This window comes from Peribacillus sp. QJM3NY_7 (assembly GCF_056173225.1).
Genome location: NZ_CM149663.1, coordinates 2,805,041 through 2,825,507, shown reverse-complemented (window position 1 = coordinate 2,825,507; position 20,467 = coordinate 2,805,041). Strand labels below are relative to the sequence as shown.

At 39.1% G+C, this 20,467-nt stretch carries 20 protein-coding genes and 1 riboswitch; all 20 genes read left to right on the top strand.

What is annotated here, in order from left to right:
* Window positions 1–128: 128 nt before the first annotated feature.
* Window positions 129–237: riboswitch (SAM riboswitch) on the top strand.
* Window positions 238–393: 156 nt separating this feature from the next.
* Window positions 394–537 (top strand): YezD family protein, encoded by a 144-nt coding sequence (locus tag AC0VX1_RS13480; protein WP_082609336.1) that lies wholly within the window; start codon window positions 394–396, stop codon window positions 535–537.
* A gap of 169 nt (window positions 538–706) precedes the next feature.
* Entirely contained in the window at window positions 707–1,423 is a 717-nt protein-coding gene (locus AC0VX1_RS13475; protein ID WP_057277554.1) for a phosphoadenylyl-sulfate reductase, read from the top strand.
* Window positions 1,424–1,475: 52 nt separating this feature from the next.
* Window positions 1,476–2,633: a sulfate adenylyltransferase gene (gene sat, locus AC0VX1_RS13470; RefSeq protein ID WP_475467490.1), complete on the top strand. Its 1,158-nt coding sequence runs from the start codon at window positions 1,476–1,478 to the stop codon at window positions 2,631–2,633.
* A 33-nt stretch (window positions 2,634–2,666) separates the two neighbouring features.
* Window positions 2,667–3,266 carry an adenylyl-sulfate kinase gene (gene cysC, locus AC0VX1_RS13465; RefSeq protein ID WP_475467488.1) on the top strand — a complete coding sequence of 200 codons (600 nt, stop codon included), beginning with the start codon at window positions 2,667–2,669 and terminating at the stop codon, window positions 3,264–3,266.
* Window positions 3,267–3,282: 16 nt separating this feature from the next.
* The gene (locus tag AC0VX1_RS13460; RefSeq protein ID WP_475467486.1) at window positions 3,283–4,908 is read left to right on the top strand and encodes a nitrite/sulfite reductase; all 1,626 of its coding nucleotides are present in this window, start codon (window positions 3,283–3,285) and stop codon (window positions 4,906–4,908) included.
* A 20-nt stretch (window positions 4,909–4,928) separates the two neighbouring features.
* On the top strand, window positions 4,929–5,144 hold the full coding sequence (locus AC0VX1_RS13455; protein ID WP_063576145.1) for a DUF3906 family protein: 216 nt from the start codon (window positions 4,929–4,931) through the stop codon (window positions 5,142–5,144).
* A gap of 19 nt (window positions 5,145–5,163) precedes the next feature.
* Window positions 5,164–5,940 carry a uroporphyrinogen-III C-methyltransferase gene (gene cobA, locus AC0VX1_RS13450; protein ID WP_057277558.1) on the top strand — a complete coding sequence of 259 codons (777 nt, stop codon included), beginning with the start codon at window positions 5,164–5,166 and terminating at the stop codon, window positions 5,938–5,940.
* On the top strand, window positions 5,940–6,701 hold the full coding sequence (locus AC0VX1_RS13445; RefSeq protein WP_475467484.1) for a sirohydrochlorin chelatase: 762 nt from the start codon (window positions 5,940–5,942) through the stop codon (window positions 6,699–6,701). The genes cobA and AC0VX1_RS13445 overlap by 1 nt, the downstream gene beginning before the upstream one ends.
* Window positions 6,682–7,314: an NAD(P)-binding protein gene (locus AC0VX1_RS13440; RefSeq protein ID WP_413009985.1), complete on the top strand. Its 633-nt coding sequence runs from the start codon at window positions 6,682–6,684 to the stop codon at window positions 7,312–7,314. The genes AC0VX1_RS13445 and AC0VX1_RS13440 overlap by 20 nt, the downstream gene beginning before the upstream one ends.
* A 152-nt stretch (window positions 7,315–7,466) precedes the next feature.
* Window positions 7,467–8,366, top strand: coding sequence for a sulfite exporter TauE/SafE family protein (locus tag AC0VX1_RS13435; RefSeq protein ID WP_057277561.1), 900 nt, complete (start codon window positions 7,467–7,469; stop codon window positions 8,364–8,366).
* 949 nt (window positions 8,367–9,315) lie between these two features.
* Window positions 9,316–9,834 carry a mismatch-specific DNA-glycosylase gene (locus tag AC0VX1_RS13430; RefSeq protein ID WP_412992053.1) on the top strand — a complete coding sequence of 173 codons (519 nt, stop codon included), beginning with the start codon at window positions 9,316–9,318 and terminating at the stop codon, window positions 9,832–9,834.
* A 150-nt stretch (window positions 9,835–9,984) separates the two neighbouring features.
* Window positions 9,985–10,152 (top strand): AzlD domain-containing protein, encoded by a 168-nt coding sequence (locus AC0VX1_RS13425; protein ID WP_413009983.1) that lies wholly within the window; start codon window positions 9,985–9,987, stop codon window positions 10,150–10,152.
* Between the two features lie 432 nt (window positions 10,153–10,584).
* Complete coding sequence (locus tag AC0VX1_RS13420; protein WP_034306927.1) at window positions 10,585–11,598, top strand: glycoside hydrolase family 15 protein; 1,014 nt, start codon at window positions 10,585–10,587, stop codon at window positions 11,596–11,598.
* A gap of 246 nt (window positions 11,599–11,844) precedes the next feature.
* Window positions 11,845–13,785 carry a 1,4-alpha-glucan branching protein GlgB gene (gene glgB, locus AC0VX1_RS13415; RefSeq protein WP_475467482.1) on the top strand — a complete coding sequence of 647 codons (1,941 nt, stop codon included), beginning with the start codon at window positions 11,845–11,847 and terminating at the stop codon, window positions 13,783–13,785.
* Complete coding sequence (locus AC0VX1_RS13410; protein WP_034306925.1) at window positions 13,785–14,951, top strand: glucose-1-phosphate adenylyltransferase; 1,167 nt, start codon at window positions 13,785–13,787, stop codon at window positions 14,949–14,951. The genes glgB and AC0VX1_RS13410 overlap by 1 nt, the downstream gene beginning before the upstream one ends.
* Window positions 14,952–14,968: 17 nt before the next feature.
* On the top strand, window positions 14,969–16,075 hold the full coding sequence (gene glgD / locus AC0VX1_RS13405; protein ID WP_057277565.1) for a glucose-1-phosphate adenylyltransferase subunit GlgD: 1,107 nt from the start codon (window positions 14,969–14,971) through the stop codon (window positions 16,073–16,075).
* Between the two features lie 16 nt (window positions 16,076–16,091).
* Entirely contained in the window at window positions 16,092–17,528 is a 1,437-nt protein-coding gene (gene glgA, locus AC0VX1_RS13400; protein ID WP_475467479.1) for a glycogen synthase GlgA, read from the top strand.
* 126 nt (window positions 17,529–17,654) lie between these two features.
* Window positions 17,655–19,160 (top strand): cardiolipin synthase, encoded by a 1,506-nt coding sequence (gene cls / locus AC0VX1_RS13395; RefSeq protein WP_413009978.1) that lies wholly within the window; start codon window positions 17,655–17,657, stop codon window positions 19,158–19,160.
* A gap of 75 nt (window positions 19,161–19,235) precedes the next feature.
* Window positions 19,236–19,991, top strand: coding sequence for an exodeoxyribonuclease III (locus tag AC0VX1_RS13390; RefSeq protein WP_475467477.1), 756 nt, complete (start codon window positions 19,236–19,238; stop codon window positions 19,989–19,991).
* 63 nt (window positions 19,992–20,054) lie between these two features.
* Window positions 20,055–20,459, top strand: coding sequence for a hypothetical protein (locus tag AC0VX1_RS13385; protein WP_034306917.1), 405 nt, complete (start codon window positions 20,055–20,057; stop codon window positions 20,457–20,459).
* The last annotated feature ends 8 nt before the right edge of the window (window positions 20,460–20,467 follow it).

Genomic DNA, 20,467 nt, shown 5'->3' with positions numbered 1-20,467 from the left:
TGAACATAAAATCATAAATTGAATAGTGTGTATAAAAATAACAGTTCATCCATAATATTAAACCAAGTTATTTTATAAGAAAACTCCATTGACAAGGATTAAATATATGTTAATATTTAAAATAATAAAACTTATCCAGAGCGACGGAGGGAATTGGCCCTTTGAAGTCCGGCAACCTGCATGATGGATGCAAGGTGCTACCTCCAACAAAATGTTGATCATTTTGGAAGATAAGGTAAAGATATTTACCTTGCGATCTTTCCATCATGGAAAGATTTTTGTTTTTTGTGAAAATTTTAGGCAGACCATAACAATGTAAGGTTGTATGGAATTATATAAATCTAAAAAATTTAAAATAAAATATTCGCGGGTTTTCTTAAAGGAGGAACTGGTTTGAATAAAGAGAATCAGCTTGAAGAAATTTTTGAACGACTTCAAGAAATGCTTAATTCAATGAAATATGGATCCATTACACTTATTGTCCAGGATGGTAAAATCATTCAAATGGAGAGAAATGAAAAACTAAGAATTAAATAAGGTATCTGCTGACTAGAAAAACTAGAGGCGGGTTTAACTGATATAAAGAGAGTATTGGTTAGATTCGTCTCTTTTTCCTAGATTCAAATAACCCGGGGGATATTACAAAGGGAATTGATCAACAGTTACTCTAACCTGATACAGCAAGTTTTTAGAGGGGGCTACAAAGTTGGCTGCATTAATAAACTATGAAAATTTCAATACAGGGGACTTCCCTGTATTTCCTGAAGACACTGAGACAAAAGGTGCTTTGGAAGTACTGCAATGGGCGAATGACCATTATGGAGACAAACTGATTTATGCTTGCAGTTTTGGTATTGAAGGCATCGTGCTTACGGATTTATTGGCGAAGGTCAATCCTTCGGCAAAAATAGTATTCCTAGATACAGATGTTCATTTTGAGGAAACTTACCAATTGATCGAGGAAGTGAAGAAGCGATATCCGAAGCTTTTGATCGAAATGAAGAAACCTGACTTGACGCTTGAGGAACAAGCGGCGGAATATGGCGATGAATTATGGCTTAGTGATTCCAATAAGTGCTGTAACATCCGTAAAATCGTTCCGCTTACAGATGTGCTTTCATCGGCAACAGCCTGGCTTTCGGGACTGCGGAGGGAGCAATCCGAAACAAGGGCTAAGACCGAGTATATCAATAAGGATAATAAGTTCAAATCAGTTAAAATATGCCCACTCATACATTGGACATGGAAAGATGTTTGGCGCTATGCCCACAAAAATGGACTTCCATATAATGTCCTGCATGATAATGGATATCCGAGCATTGGATGTAAAACGTGTACTGCACCTGCCTTCAATGCAGATGATTTACGCTCAGGCCGTTGGCAAGGGGCTCAAAAAACGGAATGCGGTTTGCATTTATCTTAAATAAATAGAAATTATAGGCTTAAATAAATAGAAACCATAGGGGGAAATTAGCATGACAATCAGTTTACCGCACGGAGGAACATTAATCGATCTTTGGGAACCAAAATATGATTTTAGTAAAATAACGAAGTCAATCGAAATCGATGAAATTGCTTTAAGCGATCTTGAATTGATAGGGACTGGTGCCTACAGCCCGATTAAAGGATTCTTTACAAAAAGTGACTATGAGACAGTGGTAAAGGATATGAGGCTTAGCAGCGGACATGTATGGAGCATCCCGATTACGCTGCCTTTGACCGAAGAAACTGCAGGAAGCCTTACTATAGGTGAAGAAGTAACATTAACCCATGATGGTGAAACATACGGGGTTCTCTCCGTTTCTGATATTTACACTCCAGATAAGCAATTGGAAGCGACATTGGTATATCAAACAGCTGATGAGAAGCATCCTGGAGTGAAAAATTTATATAACCGCGGGGATGTATATGTCGGCGGGGAAATAAAGTTGATCAAGAGAATAGAGCGCCCGCTATTTCAAGCTCATTATTTGGACCCAGTCGAGACAAGGAAGGCTTTCGCTGAAAAAGGATGGGAAACGGTTGTCGGTTTCCAAACGAGGAACCCTGTTCACCGTGCACATGAATATATTCAAAAGACAGCATTGGAAATCGTCGACGGCTTATTCTTAAATCCACTCGTCGGTGCCACTAAATCAGATGACATTCCGGCAGATGTAAGAATGGAAAGCTATAAAGTGCTGCTTGACAAATATTATCCTAAGGATCGCGTCTCCCTTGCAGTTTTCCCTGCTGCCATGCGTTATGCAGGACCTAGAGAAGCCATTTTCCATGCGATGGTCCGTAAAAATTATGGTTGCACCCATTTTATCGTCGGACGTGATCATGCGGGTGTGGGCGATTATTATGGCACATACGATGCTCAAAAAATCTTTGGGAACTTTAACGCAGATGAGTTAGGAATCACGCTATTATTCTTTGAACATAGTTTTTACTGTAAAGCATGTGGCAATATGGCTTCCGCTAAAACTTGTCCGCATGGCAAGGAAGACCATGTCATCCTGTCTGGAACGAAGGTAAGGGAAATGTTGCGTAATGGAGATATTCCTCCAGCTACCTTTAGCCGTAAGGAAGTCATCGAGGTGTTGATAGAAGGTCTAAAAAAAATGAAGTTTATAACTGATTGGACATAAATGGAAGGGTCACATGAAGAGGGGGATTATCAAATGAGTAAAAGTACGAATGTCACATGGCATGAGACGTCATTGACCAAGGATCACCGACGGAAGCAGAACGGGCATGAAAGCACGGTTCTATGGTTTACAGGACTATCGGGTTCCGGAAAATCAACGATTGCAAACGCGGTCGCTAAAGAATTATACAATCGGAATATTCGAAGTTATGTTTTGGATGGTGATAATATCCGTCATGGCTTAAATAAAGATTTAGGTTTTTCTGAAGAAGATAGAACCGAGAATATTAGGCGGATCGGTGAGGTTTCCAAGTTATTCGTGGATAGTGGGCAGTTCGTATTGACCGCTTTCATATCACCTTTCAGGGCAGATCGGCAGATTGTACGTGATTTACTCGAAGAAGGGGAGTTTATTGAAGTATACATAAAGTGTCCGATCGAAGAGTGCGAAGTGCGTGATCCAAAAGGGCTTTATGACAAGGCCCGTAAAGGCATCATTAAAGATTTTACCGGAATCGACTCTCCATACGAAGAACCTGAACGACCGGAAATCATTTTAGAATCCGACCAATACAGCATTGAAGAGTGCGTTGAACAGGTAATCGGTTATTTAACAGCAAAGAAAGCGATTTAATCAAGGAGGAAATGTAATGGTTTACGAGAAATTTTGGTCGGAAAATCCACTAATCGCTAAAAATAAAACGGAAATCTGGAAATTGGAAAAAGACGGCTTGAAGATATTTGAAGATATTCCACATTACGCAGCTAATGGGTTTGATTCCATCCCTAAAGAGAAATGGGATATGTTCAAGTGGGCAGGTTTATACCTGCAACGGCCAAAAGAAGCTGGTTATTGGATGATGCGAGTCGTTATTCCCGGAGGTATCCTGACTTATGATCAACAAATAACTCTAGCTAACATCGCTAAAGATTACGGGAGGGACGTATATGACATTACAACCCGTCAAGCCATTCAATTCCATTGGCTGACCATCGAACAGGTCCCGGATATATTGAATCGTTTAGAAAAGGTTGGAATGACTACGGCTGGAGCTTGTGGTGATATAACCCGTAATATCATCGGTAATGCATTGGCAGGCATCGATCCTGATGAACTATTTGATACACGCGAGGTACTATATGATGTATTTGAGTATTTCCGCCTTAATGAAGACTATTCGAACCTTCCGCGGAAATATAAAATGTCCATAAGTGCCAATATCCATAATGCTTCAAATGCTGAAATCAACTGTGTTTCATTCAATCCAGCTACTAAAGTGATTGATGGAGTAACGGAAGTCGGTTTTCACGTAAAAGTAGGGGGTGGGCTTTCCTCCGTTCCGATGCTGGCAGAAGAACTTGACTTATTCATTTTACCTGAAAAAACTGTGGAAGTGGCTGCCGCCATCACGACGATATTCCGTGACTTTGGGTACCGTGAAAAGCGTCATCGCTCACGTTTGAAATTCCTTGTCGCTGACTGGGGTCCTGAACGATTCAAGGAAAAATTGCTGGAATACACCGGTCCGCTTCCTGAAAAGGGAGAAAGTGCGGTGAAGGGATGGAATGCAGGGTATTTCTACGGCATCCATAAACAAAAGCAAGATGGTCTGAACTATGTTGGCGTCAATATACCAGTTGGTCGTCTAAACCCAGACGAAGTGATCGAGTTTGCCGAACTTGCAAAAAAATATGGAAATGGTGAAATCCGCAACTGTAATTCTCAAAATCTAATCATTCCTAATGTGCCGGATGCAAAACTTGAGGAATTAAAGCAGGAATCCATCTTCGAAAGATTTCCATATCAACCAAAGAAATTCATTGGGTACTCCGTTTCGTGTACAGGCATCGAGTATTGCAACCTGGCTCTAGTTGAAACGAAAAACCGAATGAGGACCATTTCTGAATCACTGGACAAGGAAATAGATCTCGATGTGCCTGTAAGGATGCATATGGTCGGCTGTCCGAATAATTGCGGTCAAAGAGCCATCGCCGAAATAGGGCTGCAAGGCATAAAAATGAAAAATCAGGATAAAAAGATGGTCGAGGCTTTTGAGATATACGTTGGAGGAACGCTGAATGAGGGCGGGAAGTTCAATGAAAAGCTTAAAGGAAAAGTGGAAGCTGAAAAGCTCCATCATGTTTTGAAAGAAATGATCCTATTTTTCAAAGAAACTAAACTTCTTTCCGAAACCTTTCTCGACTTTGTGGAAAGGGTAGGGGTAGACAAATTACAAAGTAAACTTGATGATATATTAGCGGAAGTGGCCGTTTAATAGGGGAAGGTAAGCATTCCATGAATCTATACCGTTTTGAAGTCACTATCAAGGAAAAACCAATTCATGTCATCATTGTTGCCGATTCAGATGAAAAGGCGTTTGACCTTGTTGATATCGAGCTGGAAAAGCATTATTTGAAAATGCCTGAAGTGGATGACATCTCATTATATGAAAAAAGGAAAATTAAAAATGGAGCAGGTTTCGTTTTATCGGAATTCGAAACAATTCTCTAAGGGAAGGCAGGATGCAAAAATGGGGAAAGTATATCTAGTAGGAGCCGGTCCCGGAGATCCAGATTTAATTACATTAAAAGGATTAAAATGCATCCAAGAAGCTGATGTCATTTTATATGATCGACTTGTCAATAAAGAACTTTTGAATCATGCAAAAGACGGTGTCGAGCTGATTAATTGCGGTAAACTGCCGGATTATCATTTGTTGCAGCAGGATACCATCAATCGGTTCCTCGTTAAATATGCAAAAAAGGGAAAAATAGTCACCCGTTTGAAAGGCGGCGATCCATTCGTCTTTGGGAGGGGCGGTGAGGAAGCGGAAGCCCTTGCCAAAAGTGGCGTGAGCTTTGAAATCGTACCAGGAATTACAGCTGGAATCGCTGCTACAGCCTATGCGGGAATTCCAGTTACACATAGGGACCATGCTTCATCATTTGCAATTGTTACCGGTCATCGGAAAAAAGATGAAGAGGATAATATCAAGTGGGAATCCCTTGCAAAAGGAATCGATACATTAGCCATTTATATGGGTGTTAAAAACCTGCCATATATTCAAGGAAAACTTTTGGAACATGGAAAAAGCCCAGAGACTCCGGTAGCCCTTATTCATTGGGGTACATTAACAACGCAAAAAACAGCTGTCAGTACGTTGGCTAAAGTAGTGGAAACCGCCAATAACGAACAAATTTCGAATCCTTGCATGATAGTTGTGGGGGATGTCGTTAATTTACGGGAAAAAATCAAATGGTTTGAAGGAAAACAAACCGAAAATTTGTTGGCGAATGAGGCCTTTTAATGGAAGCCATTTTATATATTTGCCATGGCAGCCGTGTTAAAGAAGCTTCAGCCCAAGCTATTGATTTTATTAAAGTTTGTATGCAAGCACAGCCATATTCCATTCAAGAGTATTGCTTCTTGGAATTGGAAACTCCTACGATTGAAGAGGCCTACGAACGATGCGTCCAAAAAGGTGCGACGAGCATATTGGCCATTCCAGTTCTATTGCTGACAGCTGTACATGCAAAACATGATATTCCAGTCATATTGAATAAAATGAAAGAACGGTACCCCGCCGTTGAATTGAAATACGGAAGGCCGATTGGTGTCAGCGAGAAAATGGTTGACATTTTAGTGGAACGGTTGGAGGAAACAAATGTAAGTGTTACAGAGGATTCCTTGGTATTATTGGTTGGAAGGGGCAGCAGTGACCCCGACGTGAAAAGGGATTTATCTCGATTGGCCGTGTTGCTAAGGAACAGGTTTCCAAAAATCCGGGTGCAAGAGTGTTATTTGACAGCTGCCACACCAAGCTTTGGAGAAGCGTTAGAATTTGCAGTGGAATCTCGATCAAACCAAGTATTTATCATTCCTTACTTATTGTTTACAGGTCTCTTAATGCAGTCGATTGAAAATAGTATAAAAAAGATCCCAAAAAAGGGGAAGCAAAGAATCATACTATGCCGATATTTAGGTTATCACCCAAAGATTGAACAAGCAATATCGGAACGAATTCATGAAGTGAGTGGGGAGGGAGCCTATGTATCCAATTACGCTTAATATCGAGAACAGAAAGTGTGTCATCATCGGCGGCGGTAAAATAGCTTACTTTAAAGCGGGCCCCTTATTGGAAGCTGGTGCTGAAGTTACCGTCGTAAGCCCCGAAATATGCACAGGTTTTCAAGCGTTGGAGAAAGAAGGTAAGATTCGGGTTTTACTTAAAGAAGTGGAAGAAACTGACTATAATGATGCATTTTTAATCATTGTGGCTACCAATTCTACTGAAGTAAATGAACGAGTTTACGAGAATGCATCCGAAAGTCAGTTGGTTAACGTAATCAGCAATCATGAGTTGGGTAATTTTCATATACCGGCCACATTGAATAGAGGCATGCTTTCCATAAGTGTTTCTACCAATGGAGCAAGTCCAACGCTCGCAAAAAAAATACGGAATGACCTAGGTAAAGTATATGATGAATCATATGAAGAATATCTTGAATTCCTTTTTGAAGCAAGAATGATTATAAAGAATGGGTCATTTTCAAAAGAAGAAAAATCTAAATTATTGAAAGATTCAATAGAGGATATTTATAAATATTCCTTAAAAGAAAGATATCGTTTTTTAGCTAGGCTTTTACCAGTAGAAGCTGAAGAAAATATATCATTGGGCTGATCAGAAAAACTGAAGGCACCTAACCAACATGTCATTTCATGTTGGTTAGGTGCCTCTTTGTGCCTTAAAGGAAATCTAAATGATGTATACAGGCAAACGGTACCATCGGGTCGATGATATAGGTTCTATTTTAGTGAAAAAAGGGGAATGTCATGAAAAAGTTAATCGTTTTGGCCTTTATCGGGTTTTTAGCCCAATTAATCGATGGTTCGCTTGGAATGGGGTATGGAGTGAGTTCCACTTCCTTATTGTTGACATTCGGGATTGCCCCTGCAGTAGCATCAGCATCCGTTCATTTATCGGAAGTAGTGACCACAGCAGTATCCGGAGCCTCACATATAAAGTTTGGGAACGTTGATAAAAATATGGTCTATCGCTTGATCATTCCAGGTTCTGTTGGTGCATTTGTAGGTGCATGTTTCCTGAGTAACCTGCCAGCCGAATTAGCAAAACCGTATATTGCCATATTTTTATTTGGTCTTGGTGTATACGTTTTATTCCGCTTTTTATTTATTTTTAAACCGTCAAAGGAAAATGAAACCGTAAAGCCATTGACAGCAAAACAATCCATTCCGTTAGGCCTTTTTGCAGGCTTTTGTGATGCAACAGGCGGAGGCGGTTGGGGACCCATTGCAACACCCGTTTTATTGTCAAAAAAAGGCATGACGGCGAGAAAAGCTGTAGGAACTGTAGATACGAGCGAATTTGCCATTGCTTTCTTTGGAAGTCTTGGCTTTATCATTTCTCTTGGATGGGAAGCTGTCAATTGGCTTTGGGTCGTAGCGTTGATAATTGGAGGAGTGGTTGCCGCACCAATTGCAGCCTGGCTCGTCAGGATGCTTCCTGCTCAATTAATGGGTGTTTTAGTGGGCGGTTTCATTATCTTAATCAATGTAAGAACATTATTAGCTACATGGATTCCGATTGAAGCCCATATATACATCTATACTGGCATCGTGATAATATGGTTTTCTGGAATTCTTCTTACCATCAATAAAATGGCCAATGCGAGAAAAGATGATCATATCGAACACCGCCAGAATGTTTCCTGATTCCCGAGTTTGAAAGAAGCGAATGTACACAAGTTGCATATTCCGATGCGTAAATAAACTCGTAGGTATGTATGTGCCTACGAGTAAAGTCGTTTGCCAAATGGAATTCCGACTATAAAGTTGCTGCGGTTTTAATAAAGGATCTTGATCTTATTTAATAGATTCATTACCATTTTTAAAGGTTCCTAAAATCGAGAGACTTATCACTCCAAATCTATATAAGAATCAATAGTACCCTTAACTAAAGTAAGCCATCGGAGAGATTTGAATGATTTTAGAACAGAAGCAGAATCAATAATTTATAGCTCCTACTGTTCAAATGAGTGATTTACACTTTCACTTAATATAATAGGAGGAACTATTTCTTTTACTCTATCGAATTTAAATCCCTGCCTGTTTGGATATCAGCATTTGATTGATGGAGGCTAATTCAGCGTCCAAAAAGACCCGTGATTTCCACCAGGAATAACGGGTCTTTCGCTTGTCTTGGTTTCCCCAATAACCCTCCCCGTGCCTACAATTGGTCTTCAAATCACTACTAGTAAATGACTGGGCAAATTGAATGCACTCAGCCATATTCTTAATGTCCTTTAGCTTTCTGTCATTTCCGACGATGAGTACATGAAAAAAAATCGCGGATATCCTTTAATTTAAATCCCTGCAAGCTTTGAAAAGCATGCAGGTTTTTGCTTTATGACGGGACATCGGAAAAATCGGTTTATTCCTTGGAAAAAAAAATCTTTACCTCCACTATGGTATCCTTTTCATATCTAATGTCTGGCAGTGTGTCCAGTGAAGGCGAACGTAATGCTTTAGGAGCAATAGGTCTTCTATATACAATTTATAAGGTCTGCACCCATACTATGGAGCCGTCACCGTTCAAAAGGTAGTTAAATATTTTTCAGTTTTGTACAATGATTAAATAGCAAATTTGAAAAGGAGTTTTAATATGGAAGGCATCTCTGATCATTTAAAGGAAAATTTGGATATTTTGTTCGTAGGTTTCAATCCAAGCATTCGTTCAGGTGAGACTGGTCATCATTATGCGAATCCAAATAATCGCTTTTGGAAAATCCTCTTCGAGTCCGGGCTGACACCAAGGAAATATGAACCGACTGAAGACTCTTCATTGCTGGATTTAGGTTATGGTTTTACCAATATCGTTTCCAGGCCTACAAAAGGAGCGGACGATATCACTAAAGAAGAGTACATAAAAGGAAGGAAACAATTAAAAAGGAAAATAAAAAAGTATAAACCTAAACTTGTCTGTTTTGTAGGAAAGGGTGTCTATCAGGAATATCGTCAATTACGAAAAATCTCATGGGGGCTGCAAGAAGAAACCACATCCAATGAGACCATGGAATTCGTTGCCCCATCTTCCAGCGGTTTAGTTAGAATGCCGATAAATGAGATCATCGAAATATATAGTGAGTTGCCCATTCTGCTTAGCCAGCTGAAAAGCAATTGAAGAAACTTATTAAAACAACGGTGAAATTATACGAGTCAGGATAATGCTAAAATGGAAAAGCGGTGGCTTTTCCGAGGTCAATGGTGGTGAAACTTTTGCCAAGGAGTAAAGAATTGTATATCTATTTTATGGGATACCTAAGTATCAGTCTTGCTAACAGGCTCGTCGATAGGGACTTTCATACCTAGAATCGATCTTTTGGCGTTGCTTAGTAATATGCAGATTCCTGAATGGGGCATCGATTGGCTAAAGCATGAGAAAGTAGCCTTAATGGCGGCGCTTTTTGCATATAGAACAGGTCTTTTCACTTTAGGATAATGGGTTGGATTTGGCCGAATCTTTTTACAGCTTTCCTGGCTGCCGTTTTTACGAGAAGACGATTGGCTTGCTTTCCTTGATGAAATTACTAAATTTCTTTTAATGATTACTAAACATTTTAATGATAGGCCGATATAACCAGTAATGGATTGCCATTACTGGTTTTTTATTTCCCAAGAACATATTTCATAAACCGCACCTTTCTGAGTTCGTTCATTACGGTTAGGCAAATGACGCTTTTTAATGAACATTGGAAGCTTGATTATCAAAATGGCCAGTGATTACATAAACTAGGGTGAATGTACTTCTGAATGGTCGTTTTGGTTAGCAGAAATGAAAGCGCTTCTAATTGAAAATGAAACAACCAACGTTTAGAAAACGGGAGTCTGTCTACAATGGGAATAAGCAAATAACTATGGAGGTGTTCAATTGATGAATGTTAATGGTGCCCTAGAGGTTCTTGATCGCATGCGGCTTCCTAATGGTGCATATACTGCAAGCGTTTCCGATGATTATAATTATGTCTGGATAAGGGATGTCGTTTATACAGTAATACCTTTTATAAATGATCCGTCCAATCGTTACGAAAAAGCATATCATGCTTTATTCGACTTATTTCAAACCTATGAGTGGAAGATAGATATTCATACGGTGCAGAAACCCCAGTTTCTATTTGAACATATCCATGCAAGGTATTCCACTGAGCTAAAAGAACTGCCCGATGAGTGGGGGCATGCCCAAAATGATGCGGTAGGTGCCTTTTTATGGGGTGTCGGTGAAGGATATAGGCATGGTAAAAAGGTGATAAGAAACCAACGTGATTTAGAAATTGTCCAAAAGCTGGTCAATTACTTGGAATGCCTGCAATATTGGCAGTCGGAAGATAACGGGATGTGGGAAGAAAATATAGAAATCCACGCTTCAAGCATAGGTGCATGTGTTGCTGGATTGAATTCAGTCAAAATGCTGGTAAACGTCAAGGAAGAACTGATTAAAAAGGGAGAAGAAACACTTCGTTTCCTGCTTCCAAGGGAAAGTTATTCAAAAGAGACGGATTTAGCCCTTTTATCGTTGATTTATCCGTATCGGCTGGTAGACCGTGAAATAGCACTTGAAATATTGAAGAATGTCACAGAAAGACTAGAAAGAACAAATGGTTGCATTAGATATGAGAAGGACCTTTATTATAATGACGGTCAAGAAGCGGAATGGTGTTTCGGGCTTCCATGGTTGGGCTTATGCTACCTTGAACTTGGCATGATGAACAAAGTTAATGAATATATAGATAAAACAAAAATGATCATTCCGGAAAATTGGGAAGTTCCTGAGTTATATATTGGAGGCAGTAATATACCAAACGGGAATACTCCTTTGGCATGGTCAGTCTCATTATCCTATTTATTCTTGACGAAGACTTCCATGATTCGAACTGAACAAATAACATGAAGCATTCATACTGGATACCTTAAAGCTCTTCCTAAAAAAAGGGAAGAGTTTTTCTTGGTATAATAATATTTTTACAATAAATGTCTTTTTTCTTTAAAAAAGTGTTTAAATTTACAAAAAAACGGCTATTTATAACAATAACTTCACCTCCATTTGAAGGATTAATATCATTTTCATCGAATATATATAATAACTGGGGAAGGATGGGTAAAATACTATCGAGTTAATACTGATGGAGGGGTTTTATTGAGTACAATTATTGACCAGCTACAAGAGATTTATCCAAGCGATTTCGATTTGTATTTGTTTCATGAAGGCACCCTTTATGAAAGCTATAAAATGCTTGGGGCACACATTGTGACAACATTAGGTAATGAAGGAGTACGATTCACCGTTTGGGCCCCCCATGCCAAGCAAGTTTCAGTAGTCGGTAATTTTAATAATTGGGACGGAAAAGATCATACGATGAAACGGATCGAGCGTTCAGGTATCTGGGTGTTGTTCGTACCAGGATTACAAGAAGGGGAACTCTATAAATATGAAATACATACACCCGGAAATAAACGTATCCTAAAAGCCGATCCATATGCCTTTTATTCGGAGGTCAGACCAAATACTGCTTCGGTCATTAAAAGGCTGGATAATTTTGAATGGCAAGATTCGAAGTGGATAGCCGATAGGAAAAAGGAAAATATTTATCAAAAACCCATGTCCATTTATGAAGTGCACCCAGGAACATGGAAACAGAAAGAAGATGGTGAATTTTATTCGTACCGTGAATTGGCTGATAGATTAGTTGAATATGTGATTGATAATAGTTTTACACATATTGAAATCATGGCCATAATGGAACACCCTTTTGATAAATCTTGGGGATATCAGGTCACGGGTTATTATTCCGTAAACAGTCGGTACGGTTCACCGGAAGATTTTAAATATTTAATTAACCTTTGCCACCAAAAGGGCATAGGTGTAATCCTTGACTGGGTTCCCGCCCATTTTTGTAAAGACGCTCATGGACTTTCCCGTTTTGATGGTACGCCTCTCTATGAACCAATTGATTACACGAGAGCAGATCGCCCGTTATGGGGGACATACAACTTTGATTTTACTAAACCAGAAGTAATAAGTTTCCTTATATCAAATGTAATGTTTTGGATGGATGTATACCATATTGATGGGGTCCGTGTCGATGCGGTATCCTCAATGGTTTACTTGAATCATGATAATCCATTGCCGGTCAAGCTGAAAAACCAGTTTGGCGGTGAGGAAAACCTTGAAGCCATACAATTTTTACAAAAACTTAACGAAGTGGTTTTTAAGAAATATCCCAATGCATTAATGATGGCTGAAGAAGCGACAGACCGGCCACTTATAACTTCACCTACCGATATAGGCGGCCTGGGCTTTAATTATAAATGGAATATGGGATGGACTAACGATATCCTTCGTTATATGAAACTTGAAACAAATGAAAGGCCATATCATCATAACCTCTTAACATTTTCATTTTTCTATGCTTTTTCAGAAAATTTCGTCTTGCCCTTTTCACATGATGAAGTAGTTCATGGCAAGAAGTCATTATTGAATAAAATGCCAGGTGACTATTGGCAGAAGTTTGCAAATTTACGGTTGCTTTTTGGGTATTTCATGACGCATCCTGGGAAGAAGCTTCTATTTATGGGAGGAGAATTTGGCCAATTCATAGAATGGAAAGATGAGGAACAATTGGATTGGTTGCTTTTGGAATATGAATCCCACGAAAAGATGGCATATTACTTCCGTACCCTTCAGGACTTTTACAGCCAAACTTCCTCCCTTTGGAGACTGGATCATGTCCAGGAAGGTTTTGAATGGATCGATCCGAACAATAGTGAACAAAGTATCATTACTTTTATGAGAAAAGGTAAACGCAAAGGCGATTATTGCATTGTTGTCTGTAATTTTTCTGCACAGGCTCATGCTTACTATCAAATAGGTGTACCATCCCAAGGCAAATATATAGAAGTTTTCAGCAGTGATTCAGCAGCTTTCGGAGGATCGGGTCAGATCAATGAAGAACCCATTAATGTCAAAAAGATACCATACCAAAATCAACCATACAGCATGGAAATAACTGTACCTCCATTAGGCATTTCTATTTTTATGAAGCAAACAAAAAAAAGACGGGGGAGAGTGACCGAATAATGGGAGCGAAAAAATGGATAGCAATGTTATTGGCAGGAGGCCAGGGTTCAAGGTTAGGCGAATTGACGATTGGTTTGGCAAAACCAGCTGTTCCCTTTGGCGGTAAATATAGAATCATCGATTTTCCATTAAGTAACTGCACTCATTCTGGTATAGATACGGTTGGGGTACTGACCCAATACCAGCCATTGATTCTAAATGATTATGTTGGTAATGGCAAAGCTTGGGACCTTGATTTGGATGTTGGCGGAGTTTCCGTACTTCCCCCTTATCAAGGGAAAGAAGGCGGTGAATGGTATAAAGGGACGGCAAATGCTGTTTATCAAAATATCCAATACATTGATAACTATGATCCGGAACATGTACTAATTCTCTCTGGTGACCATATTTATAAGATGGACTACAGTAAGATGCTGGATTATCACATCGAAAAAAATGCAGAGGCAACAATAGCGGTCATTCAAGTGCCGTGGCAGGAAGCAAGTCGTTTCGGAATCATGAATACCAATGATGATGATAAAGTCACACAATTTGACGAAAAACCAAAATACCCAAAAAGTAATCTTGCTTCCATGGGAGTTTACCTTTTCAATTGGAAAACCCTAAGACGGTATTTAATCAATGATGAAAAAGACGAAAATTCTTCCAATGATTTTGGCAGCAACATCATTCCAAAAATGCTTGAAGATCGAAAAAAGCTATATGCCTACCGTTTTAATGATTATTGGAAAGATGTTGGAACGGTCGAAAGCCTTTGGCAGGCACATATGGACTTATTGGAGGATACGCCAAATTTCCAGTTGAATGATCAGCAATGGAAAATTTTTGCCCGCAATGCAAATCATCCACCGCAATATATATCACCGGATGCCGAGGTCAGTCAGTCGCTTATCAATGAAGGATGCATGATACATGGGAACATTGAACATTCGGTTTTATCCTATAATGTACAGGTGGGCTATGGTTCAACCATAAAAGATTCAGTCATCATGCCTAATGTCACGATTGGTGAAAACGTTCATATAGAAAGAAGCATCATAGCCAGTAATTGTGTTATAGAAGATGGTGCCGTAGTTGGCAATTCAGCGGTGACATCCGATATTACCTTAATTGGTGAAAATCAGACCATTATCAATCCAAACAAAAAAAAGATCACTCTTAACTAGAAAAAGGGGAAGATGCTATGGAAAATGTGTTGGGTATTATAAACTTAATCAATGAAAGACAACATTTAAAAGATCTGACTGCTCACCGTAATGTAGCATCTGTGCCATTTGGTGGACGCTACCGTTTGATTGACTTTACTATGTCGAATCTCATTAATGCAGATGTATCAAAAGTAGCCGTTTTCCCAAAAGAAAAGTATCTTTCAGTTATGGATCATCTTGGCTCAGGTAAAGAATGGAACTTGGATCGGCGTTCAGGAGGCTTATACATCTTGCCCCCTATCCATCCGGATGAAACGGTAACAGGCGATATGAAGCAATTTTATGATCATCTCAGCTTTTTCGAACGTGCAGAGGCAGATACTGTCATCATTTCCCCAGGAAGCCATGTATGCAAATTGGATTTTAATGAAGTGCTTGATTATCACAAAAAACATAAAGCGGATATCACGGTGGTATATAAGGATTATGTAGGGGAATTGATTGAAAAACCAATCTATCACACCTGCTCGGTAGATTCGGATGAAGACATAACTGACATTAGCTTTTATACAATCCCTAGACCTGGTGACCATGTTTGTCTAGAAACTTTCATCATAAGTAAATCGCTATTGGTGAATTTGATCAAAAGCTGTGTTGCCAGTGGGGAATATGACTTTTTGAAAGACGCTGTGAAAGCAAATCTTCATCGTTTTACCGTAAAAGGCTATAACTTTACAGGTGATATGCCATTCATCCATTCGATTGAAAGCTTTCATGCCAGTAATATGAATTTCCTGAACCCTTCGGTAATCCGTTCTTTCTTCGGGGATACTTGGGATGTTTATACGAAAATCAAACATGAGGCACCGACCAAATATTCAAGTTCTTCGAAGGTTACCAATTCATTGATAGCCAACGGTTGTGATATTGAAGGGATTGTCGAAAACAGTATACTCTTCCGTGGGGTAAAGGTGAAAAAGGGTGCGATAGTAAGAAATAGCATCATCATGCAAAAAGGCGTGATTGAAGAAGGAGCCATCGTAGAAAATATCATAACTGATAAAGAAGTGAGAGTTACTAGTGAAAAATCAGTAATTGGTTTAAAACAGCCTACTGTAATAAAAAAAGCGGAAGTAATTTAATAGAGGAGGTGCGGCAATGAATGTTGTATTTGCTGCTTCAGAATGCGCCCCTTTTATAAAAACGGGAGGGCTCGGAGACGTTATAGGCGCGCTCCCGAAAGCGCTGAAAAAACAGGGAGTCCATGTAAGTGTCATCCTACCTAAATACGGGGATCTTCCTAACCAATTCAAACAGGAATTGGAACATATGACGAGTATTGAAGTTCCTGTTGGCTGGCGCCAGCAATTTTGTGGCATCGAAAAACTTGTTGCTAACGGAATTACATATTATTTTCTGGATAATGAATATTATTTCAAAAGGCATGGTAGTTATGGTTTCTTCGATGATGGCGAAAGGTTCGCCTTCTTTTCCCGTGCCATTTTAGAGGCATTACCCTATTTGGAAGAAAAACCGGATGTTATACACTGCCATGATTGGCAAACGGGCCTTGTCAGCGTTTTGATGAAAGCCCATTATCATAAACATCCATTTTATCAGGATATTAAAACGATATTTACAATACATAATTTACGCTATCAAGGAGTTTATCCTAAAGTTGTATTAGCTGAATTACTCGATTTGAGTGAGTTATATTTTAATATCGATGGTCTTGAATTTCATGGGAATGTAAGTTATTTGAAAGCCGGCCTGGCTTTTTCTAACATTGTCACAACGGTAAGCCCAAGTTATGCGGAAGAAATTCAGATACCTTATTTCGGGGAAAATCTGGATGGGTTTTTACGTAAGAGAAAAGGTGAACTTAAAGGTATTATCAACGGAATCGATTATGAGGAATATAATCCTGCAGCAGATGAACATCTTGCTGTTCCATTCGATTCTTATGAGGGTAAGATGGAGAATAAACGTCAGCTACAGGAATCGCTGGGTCTTCCTGTCAATGATGACGTCCCGGTTTTATCAATGGTAACGAGGCTTGTTGATCAAAAAGGAATAGATCTTGTTCTCCATGTTTTTCATGAAATGATGAACCAAGGAGTTCAATTCATTCTTTTAGGTACGGGTGAAGAGCAATATGAATCGGCATTTCGTCATTTAGCTGACCAATATCCAAATCAGGTTTCAGTCCATACATATTTTGATGAGGGGTTAGCAAGAAGGATATATGCAGGTTCTGATTTATTCCTGATGCCATCACAATTCGAACCATGTGGTATCGGCCAACTCTTGGCACTGCGTTATGGTACACTGCCTTTAGTGAGGGAAACTGGCGGACTTCGTGATACGGTCATACCGTATAACCAATTTACTGGTGAAGGCAATGGCTTCAGTTTTACGAATTATAATGCACACGATATGCTCCATACAATTGAGCAATCTGTTGGCCTGTACAAATTCCAGCCGAAAAGATGGAGGAAAATGGCCGAAAATGCAATGAAGTTAGACTTCAGTTGGACATCATCGTCATTAAAGTATATGGAGCTGTATGAAAGTTTGATTCCTGTCATGAAGTGATAACTGGATAGGTAATACACAAAGCACTTGCGAACATTGTTTTCGTAAGTGTTTTGTTTCTTTTACCATCAAATATGGGTATATGATATTTATATATAAAATATTGCTGTGTAGGAGAATGAAAAGATGAAAAGAAGAAGGATGGAAATTGTATTTTTATTTATATTAATTGCTTCAGTTTATATGATCCTGTTCACTTCAGTTAGCTTCGACGTGAAGCTATTTTTTATTGGATTATATATTTTGGTCATGTTTATCACCCTATTTTCACTAATGCTCGAAAATAGATTTGCCCACGAGACACTTTTATGGATGTATGTGCTTTTGTTTTTCCCGGTATTTGGATATGTATTTTATCTTTTCTCAGGTCAGCTCTATTTAAAGGGGTATTTATTCCGAAGTAAAAGGAAAAAAGATAGAGAAGAATGGAAGAGTCTTGTTACACGGGTATCCTCTCCAGATTTATCGTTCTTGAATGATCATCAGAAATCATTCGCAGCTTTTGCCAAAAATGCATCTGAGACCACCATTAGTACATCATCGAAAACGGAAGTATTGAAAAATGGCAACGAAACGTTTACAGAAATCATAAAACAATTAAGAAAAGCTGAGAAATTCATCCATATTGAATACTATATTTTTCGTTCCGACAGGCTTGGTACTGAAATTATAGATATCCTTATTGAAAAAGCAAAAAATGGTGTGGAGGTTTTATTCATTTTTGATGCGGCAGGAAGCTTAAGCCTCTCAAATAATGAGGTTAAACGGATGAAAAATGCAGGGGTTAAAGCCTATCCCTTTTCGCCATTGAAACACGGTTTTTTCAATCAAAAATTTAATTTTAGGAATCACCGCAAAATCATCATCATAGATGGGGAAGTTGGCTTTGTAGGAGGTTTAAACGTAGGAGAGGAGTATTTAGGCCGAAATAAAAGCATTGGTTTTTGGAGAGATACACATATGATCCTTAAAGGTGAAGCGGTATATATGCTTCATACCGTTTTCCTTTTGGATTGGGAATATGTCAGCGGCGAAGATGTATTGCAAGGACGTCCAGAATTCAAGAATAAAGTGGTACAAGGGGATGGAGCTGTCCAGGTGGTAGCGAGCGGACCTGATACACAACAGGGGATCATGAGTGATTTTTACTATTCACTTATCACGAACGCCACAAAATCAATCTGGATTGCAAGTCCATACTTCGTACCAAATCAAGCGATTAAAGCAGCAATTAAACATGCCGCAATTAAGGGGATACAAGTTAGGGTTCTGGTTCCGGCAGTAAATGATGGGTTTTTAACCCAATACGGCAGTCGCTCCTATTTCGGTGAGCTGCTTCAATTCGGCGTAGAGGTATACTCGTACAAAAAAGGTTTTCTACATCAGAAACTTATTATCGTAGATGGTGATATGGCTTCCATAGGAACGGCAAATATGGATATGAGGAGTTTCCACCTGAATTTCGAAGTGAATGTCTTTCTTATGGGCAGCCGTACCATTGAAGATCTCATCACTCATTACAAAGAGGATATGATGGATAGTGACAAACTAGATCCTATCGGGTATAACAATCGTGGTTTACTGGAACGTTCAAAAGAATCATTTGCCAGATTGTTTTCGAATGTACTCTAATGGGAAAAAAAGCAGATTAATAGTATAGTTGAAATGTAAAGAAATTAATTGGACATAAGGAGAATTTAAGAGAATATGAAATTGGTTTCCTGGAATGTAAATGGAATTCGGGCTTGTGTTAAAAAAGGATTTTTAGATTACTTTAAAGACGTGGATGCAGATATTTTCTGCCTTCAAGAAACTAAGCTTCAAGAAGGGCAAATTTCACTTGAGTTGGAAGGGTACCATCAATATTGGAATTATGCACTGAAAAAAGGATATTCAGGTACAGCCATTTTCACGAAGGAAAAACCGCTTTCAGTGAAATATGGTGTAGGAGAGCTGGATGAGGAGCCGGAAGGCAGGATCATAACACTGGAGTTCGAGAGTTTTTATATGGTGAATGTTTATACCCCCAATGCAAAAAGGGATTTATCAAGATTGAATTACCGTCTCGAATGGGAAGATGAGATGATAAAATATCTTAAGGAACTGGACCTGATGAAGCCGGTTATCTTTTGTGGTGACCTCAATGTCGCACACCAGGAAATCGACTTGAAAAACCCAAAACCCAATATAGGGAATTCAGGTTTTACAAATGAAGAACGTGGAAAGATGACTGAATTACTTGATTCAGGGTTTATCGATACATTTCGCCATTTTTATCCAGACCAGGAAGGCTCTTATACTTGGTGGTCATATATGGAAAAAGTCAGGGAGCGGAATATTGGGTGGAGAATCGATTATTTCATTGTTTCAAAACGTCTGGCGGATTCTTTAATAGAGGCAAACATTCACTGCGATGTCATGGGCAGCGATCATTGCCCGGTCGTTTTGGAAACAAACCTCTAAATGGAATAAATTCGGTTAAATGGGGATACTAATGGTTATCCATATTCAACAGGAGGTTTGATTATGAACACATTTATCGTGGGCTTTCATCAAGAAGATAATGTAGACAGCATGCAAGTGCAAAAATTGACGTCGGCTGAGTTTGAAAAAGCAACATCACGCGGATTTCGCAGATTATTTGAACTGGATACAAATATCGGTTATTTCGTATTTTTTGATGCTGAAGATGATGAGGGTGATTTATCCCATCTAGTTTTACAGTATGAAGAAGATAATCAGGATCCAAGTGATTGTTACTCCTTTACTAAAAATGATTTTTATGAGTTCATGGCACTTTATTTACAAGGGATGGATGAAGTGGAAGTGGAGGATGAAGAAGATGATGACAATGAAGAGTACGGACCAATCCATCATCTTGCCCATTTGATGTTTCATATTGTTGAAGAAGGAAAATCCGTAAAGCCATAATTGGCCGA

Coding starts and splice junctions, on each gene's coding strand:
- glgA (WP_475467479.1), top strand. CDS start 16,092: ATGAATGTTGTATTTGCTGCTTCAGAATGCGCCCCTTTTATAAAAACG.
- AC0VX1_RS13460 (WP_475467486.1), top strand. CDS start 3,283: ATGGTTTACGAGAAATTTTGGTCGGAAAATCCACTAATCGCTAAAAAT.
- AC0VX1_RS13385 (WP_034306917.1), top strand. CDS start 20,055: ATGAACACATTTATCGTGGGCTTTCATCAAGAAGATAATGTAGACAGC.
- sat (WP_475467490.1), top strand. CDS start 1,476: ATGACAATCAGTTTACCGCACGGAGGAACATTAATCGATCTTTGGGAA.
- AC0VX1_RS13440 (WP_413009985.1), top strand. CDS start 6,682: ATGTATCCAATTACGCTTAATATCGAGAACAGAAAGTGTGTCATCATC.
- AC0VX1_RS13420 (WP_034306927.1), top strand. CDS start 10,585: ATGAATGTTAATGGTGCCCTAGAGGTTCTTGATCGCATGCGGCTTCCT.
- cls (WP_413009978.1), top strand. CDS start 17,655: ATGAAAAGAAGAAGGATGGAAATTGTATTTTTATTTATATTAATTGCT.
- cysC (WP_475467488.1), top strand. CDS start 2,667: ATGAGTAAAAGTACGAATGTCACATGGCATGAGACGTCATTGACCAAG.
- AC0VX1_RS13390 (WP_475467477.1), top strand. CDS start 19,236: ATGAAATTGGTTTCCTGGAATGTAAATGGAATTCGGGCTTGTGTTAAA.
- AC0VX1_RS13445 (WP_475467484.1), top strand. CDS start 5,940: ATGGAAGCCATTTTATATATTTGCCATGGCAGCCGTGTTAAAGAAGCT.
- AC0VX1_RS13455 (WP_063576145.1), top strand. CDS start 4,929: ATGAATCTATACCGTTTTGAAGTCACTATCAAGGAAAAACCAATTCAT.
- glgD (WP_057277565.1), top strand. CDS start 14,969: ATGGAAAATGTGTTGGGTATTATAAACTTAATCAATGAAAGACAACAT.
- AC0VX1_RS13410 (WP_034306925.1), top strand. CDS start 13,785: ATGGGAGCGAAAAAATGGATAGCAATGTTATTGGCAGGAGGCCAGGGT.
- AC0VX1_RS13435 (WP_057277561.1), top strand. CDS start 7,467: ATGAAAAAGTTAATCGTTTTGGCCTTTATCGGGTTTTTAGCCCAATTA.
- AC0VX1_RS13430 (WP_412992053.1), top strand. CDS start 9,316: ATGGAAGGCATCTCTGATCATTTAAAGGAAAATTTGGATATTTTGTTC.
- cobA (WP_057277558.1), top strand. CDS start 5,164: ATGGGGAAAGTATATCTAGTAGGAGCCGGTCCCGGAGATCCAGATTTA.